Source organism: Lacrimispora indolis DSM 755, assembly GCF_000526995.1.
Lineage (GTDB): Bacteria > Bacillota > Clostridia > Lachnospirales > Lachnospiraceae > Lacrimispora > Lacrimispora indolis.
Window position 1 is genome coordinate 1,641,802 of sequence record NZ_AZUI01000001.1, and the last position, 14,530, is coordinate 1,656,331.

Genomic DNA, 14,530 nt, shown 5'->3' on the forward strand with positions numbered 1-14,530 from the left:
TTACTGTTTCATTCCTGTAAAATAGTTGCTTAAGGAAGCAAACTGCTCCAGGGTCAATGCCTCTCCCCGCACCGAAGGACCAAGTCCCAGGCTTTCAATCGCTTCGGCGATTTGTTCCTTTGTATAGGGGACTTCCGGAGAATTATTTAAGCCGTTTTGAAGGGTTTTTCTTCTCTGATTAAAGGAAGCCCGGATCAGCCGGAACATAAGCCCTGGATCCTCTGCCTTTACGGGCGGTTCCTTGTGGCGGGTCAGGCGGATGACCGCAGACCCTACGCTGGGACGGGGCATGAAGCAGTTAGGCGGAACATTTGCCACTATATAAGGCTCTGCATAATACTGGACTGCCAGGGAAAGGGCGCCGTAATCCTTGGAGCCCGGCCCTACCTGCATGCGGTCCGCCACTTCTTTTTGGACCATGACCGTGATATTGTCAATAGGAACCTTGTTTTCAAACAGGCCCATGATGATGGGGGTCGTGATATAATACGGCAGATTTGCCACCACCTTAATGGGGCGTCCGCTGTTATACTGTTCTGTTATCTGATTGATGTCAACCTTAAGGATATCATCATGAATAACCGTCACATTTTCATATTCCCCCAGGGTCTCTTTGAGAATGGGGATTAAGTTGGAATCAATCTCCACTGCCACTACATGTCTGGCGCTTTCAGCCAGATACTGGGTCATGGTGCCGATTCCCGGCCCGATTTCCAGGACGCAGTCATCCTTTGTCACGCCTGCTGCAGCTATGATCTTATCCAATACATGGGTGTCTATTAAAAAATTCTGTCCGAATTTCTTCTGGAATGCGAATTCATACTTTTGAATGATCTCAATAGTTTTTTGGGGATTTCCCAGTTTCGCCATGCCTGTCCTCCGTTTTCCTTTATAGCTGTTCCTTTATTCTGTATAGCTTTTTGGCATTCTGATTGGTGATTTCAATAACCGTTTCCTCTGGGATCCCCTTGATGATACTGATCTCCTGCACCACATAGGGAAGATAAAGGGAAGAATTCCGCTTTCCTCTGTTGGGAGCGGGGGCCAGATAAGGGCAGTCTGTTTCCAGGACCAGCTGTTCCATGGGCATGTACTCCACCACCTCTTTAAGCTTTCTGGCATTCTTAAAGGTGAGAACGCCTCCGATCCCCAGATAATACCCCATATTCAAGTATTCCCTGGCGATCTCCTTTCCATAAGAAAAGCAGTGGATCACTCCGCCAATGTCCTTTCCTCCCTCTGCCTTCATAATATCCAGAGTGTCCTTTGCCGCATCCCGGCTGTGAATGACAACAGGAAGCTTTACCTCTTTTGCCAGACCGAGCTGGCGGATAAACCATTTTTTCTGAGTCTCATGATCCGGCTCGTCCCAATAATAATCAAGGCCGATCTCACCGATTGCCACAATTTTTTTATTGGCAGACTGTTCCTTCAGCCAGATTAAGTCCTCTTCATTCATTTCTCCGGTCTCATTGGGATGAACGCCGATGGCTCCATATATATATGGATATTTCTCTGCCAGTTCCAGTGTATGTCCGGAGGATTCCATGCTGGCTCCTATATTGGTAACAGCCTCAATTCCATGGGCGTAAAGGCTTGCCAGCAGTTCCTCCCTGTCTTCATCAAATGCCTCATCATCATAATGGGCGTGTGTATCAAAAATCATAAAAATCTCCTTTAAAAAACCAGGCCCCTTCCGGTCATTTGGATGCCTTTCTTACTTTATGATGAGCAAACGCAGGATATAGAGCAATATTAAGTGAGCGGGATAAAACCAGTAAAAAAAATATTTTAAATTCCCTGTTCCTCTGGCTCCGTTGTACATGCGGATTGGAATGAAAGCCAGGACGGCGGCTCCAAAGCAGCCAAGACTTTCAACGGCAGCCAGGATCCCTGCAAATATGGTCTGCAGTTTTTTATTATGATAATAAATATAAAAAAGCAGGATCATGGCAATTCCTATAATACTATAATCACATTTTAAGACTACAGACGCACCGCAGCCGGCTAGAAACACCAGAGTCCGTTTGACGGGGTCCCCTGAGACCTTTTCATACCAATAAAGGACACAGAGCCCGATAAACAGGGTAACATATACATTTTGATATCCTGGGTAGAACCACTTGTCAAAGAGAGCTAAATCAAAGGGGATTTCGGAAATAAGGGCAAACACAAAAAGCCTGGCCCCATACTTCTTAATATCCCTGGTATGGAAGAATCCTTCTACCAGCAGAAAACAAAAGATAGGAAATGCGACCCTTCCAACGGTGCGGAGCGCCAGGTTGATGATGCCCCACATGCTTTCCGCCATACCGTAAACCTCATAGGACGGATTGATGCTCTGATACTTTAAAATGCCGTTTTCAATGATAGCCACCCCAATGTGATCAATGAGCATGGTAACAATGGCGATCATCTTTAAAGTATTTCCTGTTATTCCTTTTGTACGGGCACTTATTGACTTCTCCATGGATTCCTCCTCCCTAACACGACCAGCCATCAAGTCAAATACCCCGTAGCTTCCTACGGGGTATGACATTCCCTTTTATCAGCAGATTTCTGCTCCTGCCGGCATAGGTTTTTCCGGAACCATAAGGGATAGATTGCCCTCTGCATCCTCCGCACAGAGAAGCATGCCTTCAGACATGACTCCAGCCAGTTTTGCTGGTTTTAAGTTTACCACAACCATCACCTTTTTGCCAACCATTTCTTCCGGTGTGTAGTGGGCCTTGATTCCGCTGACAATCTGTTTTACCTGGCTTCCGATCCTCACCTGGGAACACAGAAGCTTCTTTGACTTCGGAACGACCTCACAGGCGATGATCTCACCTACCTGGAACTGCAGCCTGGCAAAATCATCGTATTCGATCTCAGCCTTTGCTTCAATATCTATGACTGCAGATCCGTCTTCCTTGTCAGGCTCATTGGATTCCTCCGCCTTTGATGGGTACATGGCTTCCACCTTTTCCATCACTTCCTTGATATCCATGCGGGCAAACAGGATCTCCGGCTTGTCGGTCACCTTGTTTCCGGAGGGATAGAGGCCAAATTCACTCATCTGGGACAGCTCTCTCTTTGAAGTGTTAAGCTGGCCGAGAATCTTTTTAGAGGTTTCCGGCATAAAGGAATCAAGAAGAGAGGCTCCTATGGCAATGGCTTCCGTCAGATTATAAAGGACGGTTTCCAGGCGCCCCTTGGAAGCTTCATCCTTAGCAAGGGTCCATGGAGTTGTTTCATCAATATATTTGTTGCTTCTTCTGAAAATATTAAATATAGAAGTCATGGCATCGGCAACCCGGAGCTTTTCCATTTTTTCCTGGACTTTTTTTACCTCTTCCAGCACCACTGCCTTTAAATCCTCATCAATAGCCTCAGCTGCCTTCCCGTCATTTACAATGCCCTCAAAATACTTGTTGGACATGGAAATGGTTCGGTTCACCAGATTGCCCAGGATGTTGGCAAGGTCAGAGTTCATGCGCTCTACCATAAGCTCCCAGGAAATGACTCCGTCATTGTCAAAAGGCATTTCATGAAGGACGAAATAGCGGACCGCATCCACGCCGAAGAAATCCACCAGAGTGTCCGCATAGAGGACATTTCCCTTGGATTTGCTCATCTTGCCGTCGCCCTGCAGCAGCCATGGATGGCCAAATACCTGCTTTGGCAGGGGAACATCAAGGGCCATCAGGAAAATAGGCCAGTAAATGGTATGGAAGCGGATGATGTCCTTTCCGATGAGGTGAAGGTCTGCAGGCCAGAGTTTTTCAAACTGCTCACTGCTTTTGCCGTCACAGTTGTAGCCGATGCCGGTAATATAGTTGGTAAGCGCATCAAGCCAGACATAGGTAACGTGCTTTGGGTCAAAGGATACCGGAATTCCCCACTTAAACGTAGTCCTGGATACGCAAAGGTCCTGAAGCCCAGGAAGAAGGAAATTGTTCATCATCTCGTTTTTTCTGGATACAGGCTGGATAAAATCCGGGTTTTCATTGATATGCTTTATCAAACGGTCCGCATACTTGCTCATACGGAAAAAATATGCCTCTTCTTTTGCAGGCTTTACTTCCCGCCCGCAATCAGGACATTTGCCGTCTACAAGCTGGGATTCTGTGAAAAAGGATTCACAGGGAGTGCAATATAGACCTTCATAATATCCTTTATATATGTCGTCCTGTTCATAAAGCTTTTTAAAGATCTTCTGAACCTGCTCCTCGTGGTCTTTGTCTGTGGTTCGAATGAATTTATCATAAGAGGTATTCATCAGATCCCAGATCTTTCTGATTTCGTCTGCTGCCCTGTCTACGAACTCCTTTGGAGTGATCCCTGCTGCCTCTGCTTTTTCCTCGATCTTCTGGCCGTGCTCATCAGTGCCTGTCTGAAAAAATACGTCATAGCCTTCCGCCCTCTTATAGCGGGCAATGGCATCGGCTAAAACCGCCTCATAGGTATTGCCGATATGGGGTTTTCCTGATGCATAGGCAATGGCTGTGGTGATGTAGTATGATTTTTTGTTAGAATTTTTACACATTCTTGTTTCCTCCTGTTTATAATATGGCTTATCGTAACTTGCAATGTAAGCTTCGATAAAAGGCAGTGTTTTCCCTGCAAAGAAAAACCCGCCTTAAAATATCCTCTCGGAAATTTAAAGACGGGGAACTGTCCCGTGTTACCACTTTAATTTATCCGCACCTTACAGTACGGACCTTACCGGCTGCGTCAGCTTCCTAAAATCCTTCCGGGATTTTATGGTTACTTAATAACAGTCTGACACGATAACGGGTGTAACCGTCGGAATTTAAAGGCATGAATCTGCCAATTCAATTCCGCTGCTCCAAGGCCATGTTGGGAAATACGCTCAAGCTTCCTTTTCAGCTTCCGGAAGTCTCTGCACATGAGGTGGATTTCTTACTCTTCTTTTCTCAGCATTTTCATATAAATAGATTGTCAGTATCCCTAGTTTAATGGTTTCCGTAAAGTTTGTCAAGCGGGTAAGCCTGTACTTCAGGGCTTTTGTCATGACTTTTTTAATCTCATCATATAAATAATACTAGCGAATCACGGAGGACTCATATATGAAAAACATCGTTTTGAAACAGGGCAGCCGTTTTCTTTCCATTATTCTGGCAATTTCCCTGCTTTGTGCCTGCTCACCAATCAAAAGACCGCCTGCATCGCCTTCATGGGCCGAGTATGAACAATACCATGCCAAGGATCTGTCCACTCAAAACAAGTTTGATCAATTTACAAACGACCTGTTTCGTGAGGAAATCAGCAATTCCGGGATCAGCTTTCACTTCAGCATTGCCAATCCGGCATCCCGGGGACTTGACACCGTTCCTCTGACCCTTGGGGATTTTTCCCTGGAAAAAATGAAAGGGGGAACACAAGAGCTTTTGGAGTTAAAGAAGAAGCTGGACGGATTCAACCAGCGCCAGCTGTCCGATGAACAGCGGCTTACCTGGCAGATCCTCCGCTCCTACATAGACACAGAATTAAGCTCTGACGGTCTGGAGCTTTACGCCCAGCCTTTAACCAGCACCATTGGGATTCAGGCGCAGCTTCCTATCCTGTTTTCCGAGTATGCCTTTTATACCCGTGATGATGTGGATCACTACCTTGCGCTGCTTTCCACCATTGATGATTATTACGGCCAGATCATGGAGTTTGAAAAGAAAAAATCAGAGGCAGGGCTTTTTATGTCCGACTCTGCTGCCGATCACGTATTAAAGTCCTGTGAGGCTTATTTGATCCAGCCTGACCACAGCTTTCTTGCGGAGACGTTCAACACCAGGGTGGATGCCCTTACGGATCTGACACCGGAAGAAAAGGCAGCTTATAAGGAGAAGAATTTAAAAATCCTGGGAGAGCACTTCATACCTGCCTATAAAAACCTTGTAAACGGCATCACTGCCCTTATGGGGACCGGGACCAATGACAAGGGCTTAAGCTGGTATCCAAAGGGAAAAGAGTATTTTGAATATCTGGTCAATTCCAATACCGGGACCTCCTACGGTACCATCCGAAGTCTGACAAAGGCCATCGAAAAACAGCTGAACTCTGATATACAGGCCATCGGACAGATCACAAAGGAACATCCCCAGGTACTGGACTCCCTTGATAATTATTCCTTCCGCTATACCAAGCCGGAGGATATCCTGGAATCTTTAAAGACCCTTATAGCCAAGGATTTTCCAGAGCTTCCGCCCTGCAGCTATACGGTAAAATACGTTCCCAGCTCCCTGGAAGCTTCCTTAAGCCCTGCCTTTTATTTAGTTCCTCCTCTGGACCGTTATGAGGATAACGTCATTTACATCAACGGCAACCCGCGTTTTCAAAATGACGACCTTTTCACCACCCTGGCACACGAAGGCTACCCAGGACATTTATATCAAAACGTCTATTTCTTAAGCAGGAATCCCAGCGATTTAAGAAGCATCCTCTCCTTCCCCAGCTATTCGGAGGGCTGGGCCACTTATGTGGAATTTTACTCCTACACTCTGGATAACGGGCTGGACCCGGAGCTTGGGAAGCTTTTGGCCCATAATACCGCTGTTACCCTGGGCATCTACGCATATTTGGATATCTGCATCAATTATGAGGGCTGGGATAAGGAGCAGACAGCCAAGTACCTTGGCACCTTTTACAACGTGGAAAACACGGATATTGTGGATTCCATTTACAACAGCCTGATCGAAAACCCCACCAATTACATGGAATACTATGTAGGATACTTAGAAATTGTGGAAATGCTGAACACAGCAAAAAAGATCTTAAAGGATGATTTTAACTTAAAGGATTTCCATGGCTTTTTACTTGATATCGGGCCTGCCCCATTTTCCGTCATCCAGCCTGCATTCCGCAACTGGCTGGCAAAAGAATTAAGAACCAAATAAGGCAAAGGGCAGAAGCGGTGATGTACCGCTTCTGCCCTATTTTTTGCTCTTATTTCATCTTCTTATAATTCTTAACATATTCCAGATAATCATTATCTCCCTGCTTGATCTGTTCTCCGGAATAATTATTTCCATTAACAAGCAGCTTTAAATTATCCAGCTCGAAATTCTCGATAAAAGTATTGCCAATGGCTGTCAACATGAGTATATCCCCGTCTGAACCCTTGTCCGGCACCTTGGATAAATCAAGGGTGGCAGTTCCATCCTTTTTATCAAATTTCAGAACTGTTGTTCCTTCCTCTAATACGCCGTATTCGATCAGTTTGTCCACCATGGCCTCTGCCGTCAGCTCCGATACTGCATCCATGGCCTGATTCAAACCGGTACCGTCATCATTCTGGCTATATACGGAAATGACCTCCATAGGCTCTGCGTTGGGATCAGGAACCTTATCGCTTGCACCGCCTGTTGAAGCCATCACCTGGGGATCAGGCGCAGTCGTCTCCATCTTAGGCTGTGTTGGTGTACACGCCGCCAGGGACATCATTATCATTGCGCTCATTAAAAACACGATGAATTTTTTCATAATTGCATATTGCCTCCTTAAATTCTGTTAAAGACTCCGAAACCACTGATTCAGCTTGGTCAGAGCTTTGATCAAAACTTCTACCTCATTCTCACTTAGGCCCGAAACAACGCTGGCGATCATCTCCTGATGAAATTCAGCATGGTGCTCATAGGCTTCTTTCCCTTTTTCTGAAAGAGAGATATATACAACTCGCCGGTCCTCTTTTCCTCTCTGACGGGTCACATACCCTTTTTTCACAAGACTGTTCATGGCAATAGTCAGGGTTCCCACAGTAACGGACAGTTCCCTGGCTATGGACGACATATTTTTAGGCGCTCCAATGCCGATGGCCTCAATCACATGCATATCATTATTCGTAATATTGTTAAATTCCTGGGTAATGATAGCCTGTTGTTCTATATCCATAATATCCCGAAACAGTCTTACCAAAACTTCGTTAAGAGTCCCGTAAGTATCCACGTTTATCCCCTTCACATATGACAATAAAAGCTTCTTCGTAATTATACATGATTATGTATCCCAAGACAACCACCTGAATTCTTATGAAATTCTTAAAATCGAAACAAAAAAATACCTTTTATACCAGAAAACGGGATAATATAACGCTGGCAGCAACTCCGGCCGCCGTAGCTGCCAATGCGCCGCCCAGGGTATACCTGGTTTTTTTGATCTTTACGGTTCCAAAATAGATGCTCAGGCAATAAAACACGGTTTCCGTACAGCTCATAATCACAGAAGTCAGCATGCCGATATAGGAGTCAGTCCCATATCTTTTAAAGATATCCAGCACAAGCCCTGTTGCCGCTGAGTTTGACACCAGACGCACCAGAATCACCGGTACCACAGGCGCTGGAAGACAAAGGAAGGAAGCCGGCTTTGTTAAGCACTTAGCAAGAAAGTCCAGAAAGCCCGACGCCCGGAGCACCCCTACGGCAGTCATAAGCCCGATCAGTGTGGGCATGATCCCTGCCACCGTTTTCATCCCTTCTTTTGCCCCATCTATGAAATCATCAAAGACCGGACGCTTGGACAAGATCCCAAAACCTACCATGTAAAAAATGATAAGCGGCACCGCCGCCTCAGACAAAAACAATAGAAACTTCATCTTTTCACCTAAAATTTCATAATTGTTATAGTTTATTCCAATTCTTACCTTTTCATTCAAGGCGTTTTGAGGTAAACTATCCACGAAAGCAATGAGCAGTGCGGACTTGCGCTGTTAGCCGAAAGGAGATCTAAAGATATGAGCATTTTATTTTTACAATACCCTCCCTGCAGTACCTGCAAAAATGCAAAAAAATGGTTGGATGCCCATGGAATATCATATGAGCCCAGAAATATTAAAGAAGAAAACCCGACCTCAGAGGAGCTTGCAGAATGGATCAAAAAAAGCGGCCTTCCTTTAAAACGGTTCTTCAATACCAGCGGGATCATTTACAAGGAAAAGAATTTAAAGAACCTTTTGCCGGACATGAGCGAAAAAGAGCAGATCGGCCTTCTGGCTACCGATGGAATGCTGGTCAAGCGTCCGTTAATTATTGGAGAGGACTTTGTTCTGGTTGGCTTTAAGGAAAAGGAATGGGAAGCAGCACTGCCCCGGTAAACGTCTTTCTCGTGGACAGCCCTTTCCTGGATTGATCTTTGAAAATACCCGGCAGGATTTAAGATTTTGGATCATCTCATTTCCGCCGGGCATTCTGCTCTTAAAATTTCATCGGTCCTGGTCATAGGCTATATCGTTAATCATCAGCAGTCCGATCCTTGGATGTTCTTTCATTTCTTCATATGCATTTGACATCTTATTGGCTTTAAGCACTTCGCTTTTGCTCTCACCGGTATTTTGCTCTCTCATCCGGTAATTGCTCGCCTTCTTTGCAGAAGCCCCGATTGCAGAGGCCGCCAGGACGATCAGGACCACCATCACGATAAGCAGAGGCTTTTGCAGGGAATTTACAAATCTGTGGCCGTAATACAATACCTTTAGCTGCTTTCTTACCACCGTCTCTGCCCCCCGCCTGTTAAGTTCTGCCATGATCTTCTGAAATTCACCGGGAGGAGGGGATGGGGGCTCAGGTGTTAATTCCGGATGCTCCTGCATATAATCAAGGAGATGGGCTTCTATTCTTTCCTGAGATAATACATAATATTTTATCCGTTTTAAAATGGAACATTTTTTTCCATGGTTTCTCTCCTTCTCCACGTATACACCTCTTAAATACAAGTTATCCTTTAGTTCCCACACGCTTTGGGGTTGACTTTTTATCGCTAACGTTTACTATAATAGTATATCGAATTTGGGAGGCAACGCTTTATGAAAAAAATCATTTTAACCGGCGGCGGTACAGCCGGCCATGTTACCCCGAACCTGGCTCTGATTCCCTCTTTAAAAGAGCGAAATTACGATATTCACTATATAGGATCACACCAGGGAATCGAAGGTCAGCTCATCAAGAGAGCTGGCATCCCCTATGATGGCATTTCTTCCGGTAAATTCCGCCGGTATTTTGATTTAAAAAACTTCTCAGATCCCTTCCGGGTATTAAAGGGATATTGGGAAGCTTTGAAGCTGATAAAAAATTACAAGCCGGATGTGGTTTTCTCAAAAGGAGGCTTTGTGGCCGTTCCTGTAGTGTTTGCAGCAAAGCACTGCAAGGTGCCTGTGATCATACATGAATCAGACATGACACCGGGACTTGCCAATAAGCTGTGCATCCCGGCCGCAGTAAAAGTATGCTGCAATTTTCCGGAAACCCTTCCTTATCTTCCAAAAGATAAGGCCATACTCACAGGCTCGCCCATACGAAAAGAACTTTTAGAAGGGGATCGGCTGACAGGATTAAAATATGCACGGTTATCTGCAAACCGGCCTGTGATCCTGATCATCGGCGGAAGTCTTGGTTCTGTAACGGTCAATACCACCCTAAGGGGCATTCTCCCGAAACTGCTTAAAAATTACCAGGTGATACATATCTGCGGAAAAGGCAATCTGGATGAAAGCCTGACCGGAACGGAAGGATATGTACAGTATGAATATGTAGACGCCCCTTTAAAACACCTTTTTGCAGCTGCTGACCTTATGATATCAAGAGCCGGAGCCAATTCCATCTGCGAAATTCTCGCTCTTAGAAAGCCAAATATCCTGATTCCCCTTTCCGCTGCCGCCAGCAGAGGCGATCAGATCTTAAATGCCAGATCCTTTGCAAAGCAAGGCTTCAGCTTCCTTCTGGAAGAAGAAAACTTAACCGGAGATTCCCTCTTACAGGCCATCACCGAAACCTATTCCAACCGGCATACCTTTATTTCAAAAATGGAGCAAAGCGAATTATACAATGCAGTTGATACCATCATTGATATGATCGAATCCCTTGTAAAGAAATAGCCTTCACACATCAAAGTTGGGACCAAGTATCTTTTTTAAGCAAACCCTTGTACGATATATCCGGGAACGGCAAACCGTTCCCGGAATTTTCAGAATTTCACAGATTTCCGGAATGGTAAGTTGTTCCAGAAAATAAAGAACAGCCATTTCCTTCCACTCTTCTCTCATACCGGAAATCTCCCTGGTTATCTTTAAAAGAGCTTCCTCTCCAAGGATTACATCCAGGGGATCAGTAACCACATATCTGGTAAGCATCGCCACCTCATTGACCGCGTCTTCCTCATCCAGACTCACCTTTTCATAATGGCCGTTTTTACGGAGGCAGTCAATGGATTTACGCTTTAAAATCTTAATCAGCATGCCTTTCTTTCGCGTATCTGTCCATGATAATGAATAATTCTCAAAATATGCAATAAAAGTTTCCTGCACCACATCGTCCAATTCCATATCCGGTACATTGAGTGTTTTGGCTATTCTGCGGAGCAGCCCCTGATACTCTCCATATATGGACTGCAGCAGCAAATTTTCATCTTCATGTATGCTCATTTATTATGTCCCTCTGATTGCAGGGCGCTCCGTATAGCAGCTCCTGTCTGTGTTAATTCCTCCGGACTCGCCTCGCCCGGCATCCATGAAACCATAACAGGGCCTCCCTCATAACGAGGAATCAAATGCACGTGAAAATGAAAAACCGTCTGGCCTGCTTCTTTCCCATTATTCTGCACAACATTAAATCCGGCACAGCCTAATGACTGTTTCATGGCGTTCCCTATTTTTGCAGCTAATGGAAGGACCTTTTTTGCTGTTTCCTCATCCAGCCGGCAAATATCGCTGTAATGCTGTTTTGGAAGAATCAGGGCATGTCCCTTAGAAGCCGGTCCTAAATCCAGTATGGCGCGAAAGGTATCATCCTCGTATATGGTTTCAGAAGGTATGTCGCCATTTGCAATTTTGCAGAAAATGCAATTATCTTCCCTCACTTTCTCACCTCCTTCCAAATGGATTATTCCCATATTTCCATATCGCGGCACTTTCTCGGCTTACGGTACATAAGGATCCCCATAACAATGCCAAAAAGCAGCCCCCCAATATGGGCAGCATTATCTACACCTGTGCTGGTAAAACCAAAATACAGGGAACAAACAATCATAATAACCAGCTGTCGGGCACTTAAGTCCTCCAGCCGGCCGCGATTGACGAGTACCGCATATAAAAGGCCTCCGATCACGCCAAAAATAGCGCCTGAAGCCCCTGCCGAGACTACACTCCGGTATTCTCCCATATTCACGATCATGGACAGCACATTAGCGCCCACCCCGCAAAGCAGATAGAAAAGCAGGTATTTGAAATGGCCAAGTGCCCTTTCCAGGTTATCACCCAGAATGAACAAAATGAGCATGTTATTCATAATGTGGTTAATTCCAAAATGCATAAAAACAGAAGTGAGCAGCCGGTAATACTCTCCTCCCTCCAATACAAGCGGAGCATACATCGCTCCATGTGCCACCATAAACCGGGTATTCTCCGTGGAGCCTGTCATCTCCAGATATAGGAAATAGATGACATTTATAGCAATTAAACCAATATTTACAAATGCCTTCTTTCGCCTGTACAAGTCCTTCATTGCCGCTCTCCTTGATAAATATTACGCTTATTTTAACACAGGCTGCCATATTATGTAAATATAAACAGGAAATTTGCGGTAAAAACTTCACCTTTTTACTTTATGGTCACCTTGGGGCAATTTGCGAAGCATTCGCAAATTATATTGACAATTTTTATTTTCAGCAGTACACTTATTTGCACACAAATCGTAAATTCAGGAAGTGAATCCCTTTGGCTAATTATATGACAGAACAAAGAAAACAGCTCTTTGCTTTTTTACAGGAAAATCCTGATAAGCAGTTTTCTGCAAAACAGATCACAAACAGCCTTTCCGGTTCTCCAGTCAGTTTAAGTGCGGTGTACCGTAACCTCACTTTCCTTCAGGAACAGGGGCTGATCAACCGCTTCACCAAAGATGGAAACAGGGGAATCTATTACCAGTATATTCATTCGGAAGATTGCCGTAATCGTATTCATTTAAGCTGCATAAAATGCGGAAAGACATTTCATATGAATGCCGGTATTGCCGACAGGATGCTGGAAGACATTTTAAAAACGGATGGATTCCAGATCAGAAAAGAGAAATCCGTGCTTTACGGTATCTGCAAAGACTGTATCTGATACGATCCGCGATTAAAAAAGGAGGAAGAGACATGGCAAAAAACAAAAAACTGCTTGCCGGGCTTATGACCCTGTCGGTTCTTATTATGCTGCTCTTTTCCGTATTTTATATTACTGCCGAAACCCACCATAACTGTATAGGGGAAAACTGTCCCATTTGTCTTGAAGTTCAGGCTTGCGTCCAGGCTCTTAATACCCTTGGGACAGGTCTCTTTGTGGTTGTTGCCGCAGTCGCGGCAGCTCACTTTATCTTAATCTGCATAACTCCGGTATTCCGCCGCAATCCTTCACACACTCTGGTTTCTCTTAAGGTAAAGCTGACAAATTGAATATAATTTTCCAGGGGAGGATTCTGCCCATTTTTCAGGCAGAAACTGATTTTCAACCGCCTTCCTTGTATTTTTATGCCCATTTTTTTAAATTAATATTTATTTGGAGGTTCTGATAATGAAAAAATTAATTGCCTGCCTCCTGGCAGGACTTATGATGGCGGGAGCTCTTACCGCCTGTTCCGGCAGCACAACTGCAAAAACCGGTCAAACCGACAAGCTGAGTGTGGTTTGCACCATTTTCCCGGAATACGACTGGGTCAGGGAAATCCTGGGCAGCCATGCCGGAGATGCGGATATCACCATGCTTCTTGATAACGGCGTGGATTTACACAGCTATCAGCCCACTGCAGATGATATCATTAAAATCTCAAACTGCGACATGTTCATCTATGTAGGCGGCGAATCCGATCAGTGGGTGGAAGATGCTCTCAAAGAGTCCACAAACAAAAACATGGTGGTAATCAATCTTTTAGAGGTCCTGGGCGACACGGTCAAGGAGGAAGAAGTGATTGAAGGAATGGAAGCAGAGGAAGAAGAGGCCCAGGAGGAAGGCGAAGAAGGCCCGGAATATGACGAGCACGTCTGGCTGTCACTGAAAAATGCCAAAACTTTCTGTAATTACATTGCATCAAAGCTGGGAGAACTGGACAGCGCAAATGCCGGGGATTATTCTGCAAATGCTGATGCCTACGGAAAAAAGCTGGATGAATTAGATAAAAACTATCAGCAGACGGTGGACTCTGCCAGACTGAAAACCGTGCTGTTTGGGGACCGGTTTCCCTTCCGCTATCTGGCAGATGATTACGGTCTTACCTATTACGCCGCATTTGTAGGCTGCTCGGCTGAAACAGAAGCCAGCTTTGAAACCATTGCCTTTCTTTCTAAAAAGGTGGATGAACAGGGGCTTGGCAGCGTGCTGACAATTGAAGGTGCCAAACATAAAATCGCGGAAACCATTGTTCAAAATACAAAGGACAAAAATCAGGCAGTGCGTACCATGGATTCCATGCAATCCACTACTTCAAAGGATGTGGAAAATGGCACAACCTATCTTTCCATCATGCAGACCAATCTGGAAGTACTGAAAGATGCATTGAATTAAAAGGAGGAA

General features: G+C 45.0%; 17 protein-coding genes and 1 other annotated feature. Of the genes, 6 read left to right on the plus strand and 11 right to left on the minus strand.

What is annotated here, in order from left to right; all coding sequences use genetic code 11:
• The 4 genes from rsmA to metG form a co-directional block, all read right to left on the minus strand.
• A complete protein-coding gene (gene rsmA / locus K401_RS0107805) occupies nt 1-870 on the minus strand; it encodes a 16S rRNA (adenine(1518)-N(6)/adenine(1519)-N(6))-dimethyltransferase RsmA (protein WP_024292427.1) in 870 nt (289 codons plus the stop codon).
• 19 nt (nt 871-889) lie between these two features.
• A complete protein-coding gene (locus K401_RS0107810; protein ID WP_024292428.1) occupies nt 890-1,666 on the minus strand; it encodes a TatD family hydrolase in 777 nt (258 codons plus the stop codon).
• A gap of 51 nt (nt 1,667-1,717) precedes the next feature.
• On the minus strand, nt 1,718-2,470 hold the full coding sequence (locus K401_RS0107815; protein WP_024292429.1) for a TraX family protein: 753 nt from the start codon (nt 2,468-2,470) through the stop codon (nt 1,718-1,720).
• Between the two features lie 78 nt (nt 2,471-2,548).
• The gene (gene metG, locus K401_RS0107820) at nt 2,549-4,528 is read right to left on the minus strand and encodes a methionine--tRNA ligase (RefSeq protein WP_024292430.1); all 1,980 of its coding nucleotides are present in this window, start codon (nt 4,526-4,528) and stop codon (nt 2,549-2,551) included.
• A gap of 113 nt (nt 4,529-4,641) precedes the next feature.
• Nucleotides 4,642-4,930: a binding site (T-box leader), on the minus strand.
• A 142-nt stretch (nt 4,931-5,072) separates the two neighbouring features.
• Between metG and K401_RS0107830 the strand changes: the two genes are divergently transcribed.
• Nucleotides 5,073-6,893, plus strand: a complete 1,821-nt coding sequence (locus K401_RS0107830) for a DUF885 domain-containing protein (RefSeq protein WP_024292431.1) — start codon at nt 5,073-5,075, stop codon at nt 6,891-6,893.
• A gap of 49 nt (nt 6,894-6,942) precedes the next feature.
• Here K401_RS0107830 and K401_RS0107835 read toward each other — a convergent pair whose 3' ends face one another.
• From K401_RS0107835 to K401_RS0107845, 3 genes are all read right to left on the minus strand, one after another.
• Nucleotides 6,943-7,479, minus strand: a complete 537-nt coding sequence (locus K401_RS0107835; protein WP_024292432.1) for a GerMN domain-containing protein — start codon at nt 7,477-7,479, stop codon at nt 6,943-6,945.
• A gap of 27 nt (nt 7,480-7,506) precedes the next feature.
• Nucleotides 7,507-7,956 (minus strand): MarR family winged helix-turn-helix transcriptional regulator, encoded by a 450-nt coding sequence (locus K401_RS0107840; protein WP_024292433.1) that lies wholly within the window; start codon nt 7,954-7,956, stop codon nt 7,507-7,509.
• 103 nt (nt 7,957-8,059) lie between these two features.
• On the minus strand, nt 8,060-8,587 hold the full coding sequence (locus K401_RS0107845; RefSeq protein WP_024292434.1) for a spore maturation protein: 528 nt from the start codon (nt 8,585-8,587) through the stop codon (nt 8,060-8,062).
• Nucleotides 8,588-8,725: 138 nt separating this feature from the next.
• Between K401_RS0107845 and K401_RS0107850 the strand changes: the two genes are divergently transcribed.
• Nucleotides 8,726-9,085: an arsenate reductase family protein gene (locus K401_RS0107850; protein ID WP_024292435.1), complete on the plus strand. Its 360-nt coding sequence runs from the start codon at nt 8,726-8,728 to the stop codon at nt 9,083-9,085.
• Between the two features lie 108 nt (nt 9,086-9,193).
• Here the strand turns inward: K401_RS0107850 and K401_RS33385 are convergent, their stop codons facing one another.
• Nucleotides 9,194-9,682, minus strand: a complete 489-nt coding sequence (locus tag K401_RS33385) for a hypothetical protein (RefSeq protein ID WP_024292436.1) — start codon at nt 9,680-9,682, stop codon at nt 9,194-9,196.
• A gap of 111 nt (nt 9,683-9,793) precedes the next feature.
• On the opposite strand from K401_RS33385, the gene murG reads away from it, so the two are divergent.
• Nucleotides 9,794-10,861, plus strand: a complete 1,068-nt coding sequence (gene murG / locus K401_RS0107860) for an undecaprenyldiphospho-muramoylpentapeptide beta-N-acetylglucosaminyltransferase (RefSeq protein WP_024292437.1) — start codon at nt 9,794-9,796, stop codon at nt 10,859-10,861.
• A gap of 3 nt (nt 10,862-10,864) precedes the next feature.
• Here the strand turns inward: murG and K401_RS0107865 are convergent, their stop codons facing one another.
• The 3 genes from K401_RS0107865 to K401_RS0107875 are packed head-to-tail and all read right to left on the minus strand — an operon-like array spanning nt 10,865 to nt 12,485.
• Nucleotides 10,865-11,407, minus strand: a complete 543-nt coding sequence (locus tag K401_RS0107865; RefSeq protein WP_024292438.1) for an RNA polymerase sigma factor — start codon at nt 11,405-11,407, stop codon at nt 10,865-10,867.
• On the minus strand, nt 11,404-11,841 hold the full coding sequence (locus tag K401_RS0107870) for an HIT family protein (protein WP_024292439.1): 438 nt from the start codon (nt 11,839-11,841) through the stop codon (nt 11,404-11,406). The genes K401_RS0107865 and K401_RS0107870 overlap by 4 nt, the downstream gene beginning before the upstream one ends.
• A gap of 23 nt (nt 11,842-11,864) precedes the next feature.
• Complete coding sequence (locus K401_RS0107875) at nt 11,865-12,485, minus strand: rhomboid family intramembrane serine protease (protein ID WP_024292440.1); 621 nt, start codon at nt 12,483-12,485, stop codon at nt 11,865-11,867.
• A 212-nt stretch (nt 12,486-12,697) separates the two neighbouring features.
• Here K401_RS0107875 and K401_RS31775 point away from each other — a divergent pair, with 212 nt between their 5' ends.
• From K401_RS31775 to K401_RS0107890, 3 genes are all read left to right on the plus strand, one after another.
• The gene (locus tag K401_RS31775) at nt 12,698-13,087 is read left to right on the plus strand and encodes a Fur family transcriptional regulator (protein WP_024292441.1); all 390 of its coding nucleotides are present in this window, start codon (nt 12,698-12,700) and stop codon (nt 13,085-13,087) included.
• Nucleotides 13,088-13,119: 32 nt separating this feature from the next.
• Nucleotides 13,120-13,416 carry a hypothetical protein gene (locus K401_RS31100; protein ID WP_024292442.1) on the plus strand — a complete coding sequence of 99 codons (297 nt, stop codon included), beginning with the start codon at nt 13,120-13,122 and terminating at the stop codon, nt 13,414-13,416.
• Between the two features lie 118 nt (nt 13,417-13,534).
• Nucleotides 13,535-14,521, plus strand: coding sequence for a metal ABC transporter substrate-binding protein (locus K401_RS0107890; protein ID WP_024292443.1), 987 nt, complete (start codon nt 13,535-13,537; stop codon nt 14,519-14,521).
• Nucleotides 14,522-14,530: the final 9 nt, after the last annotated feature.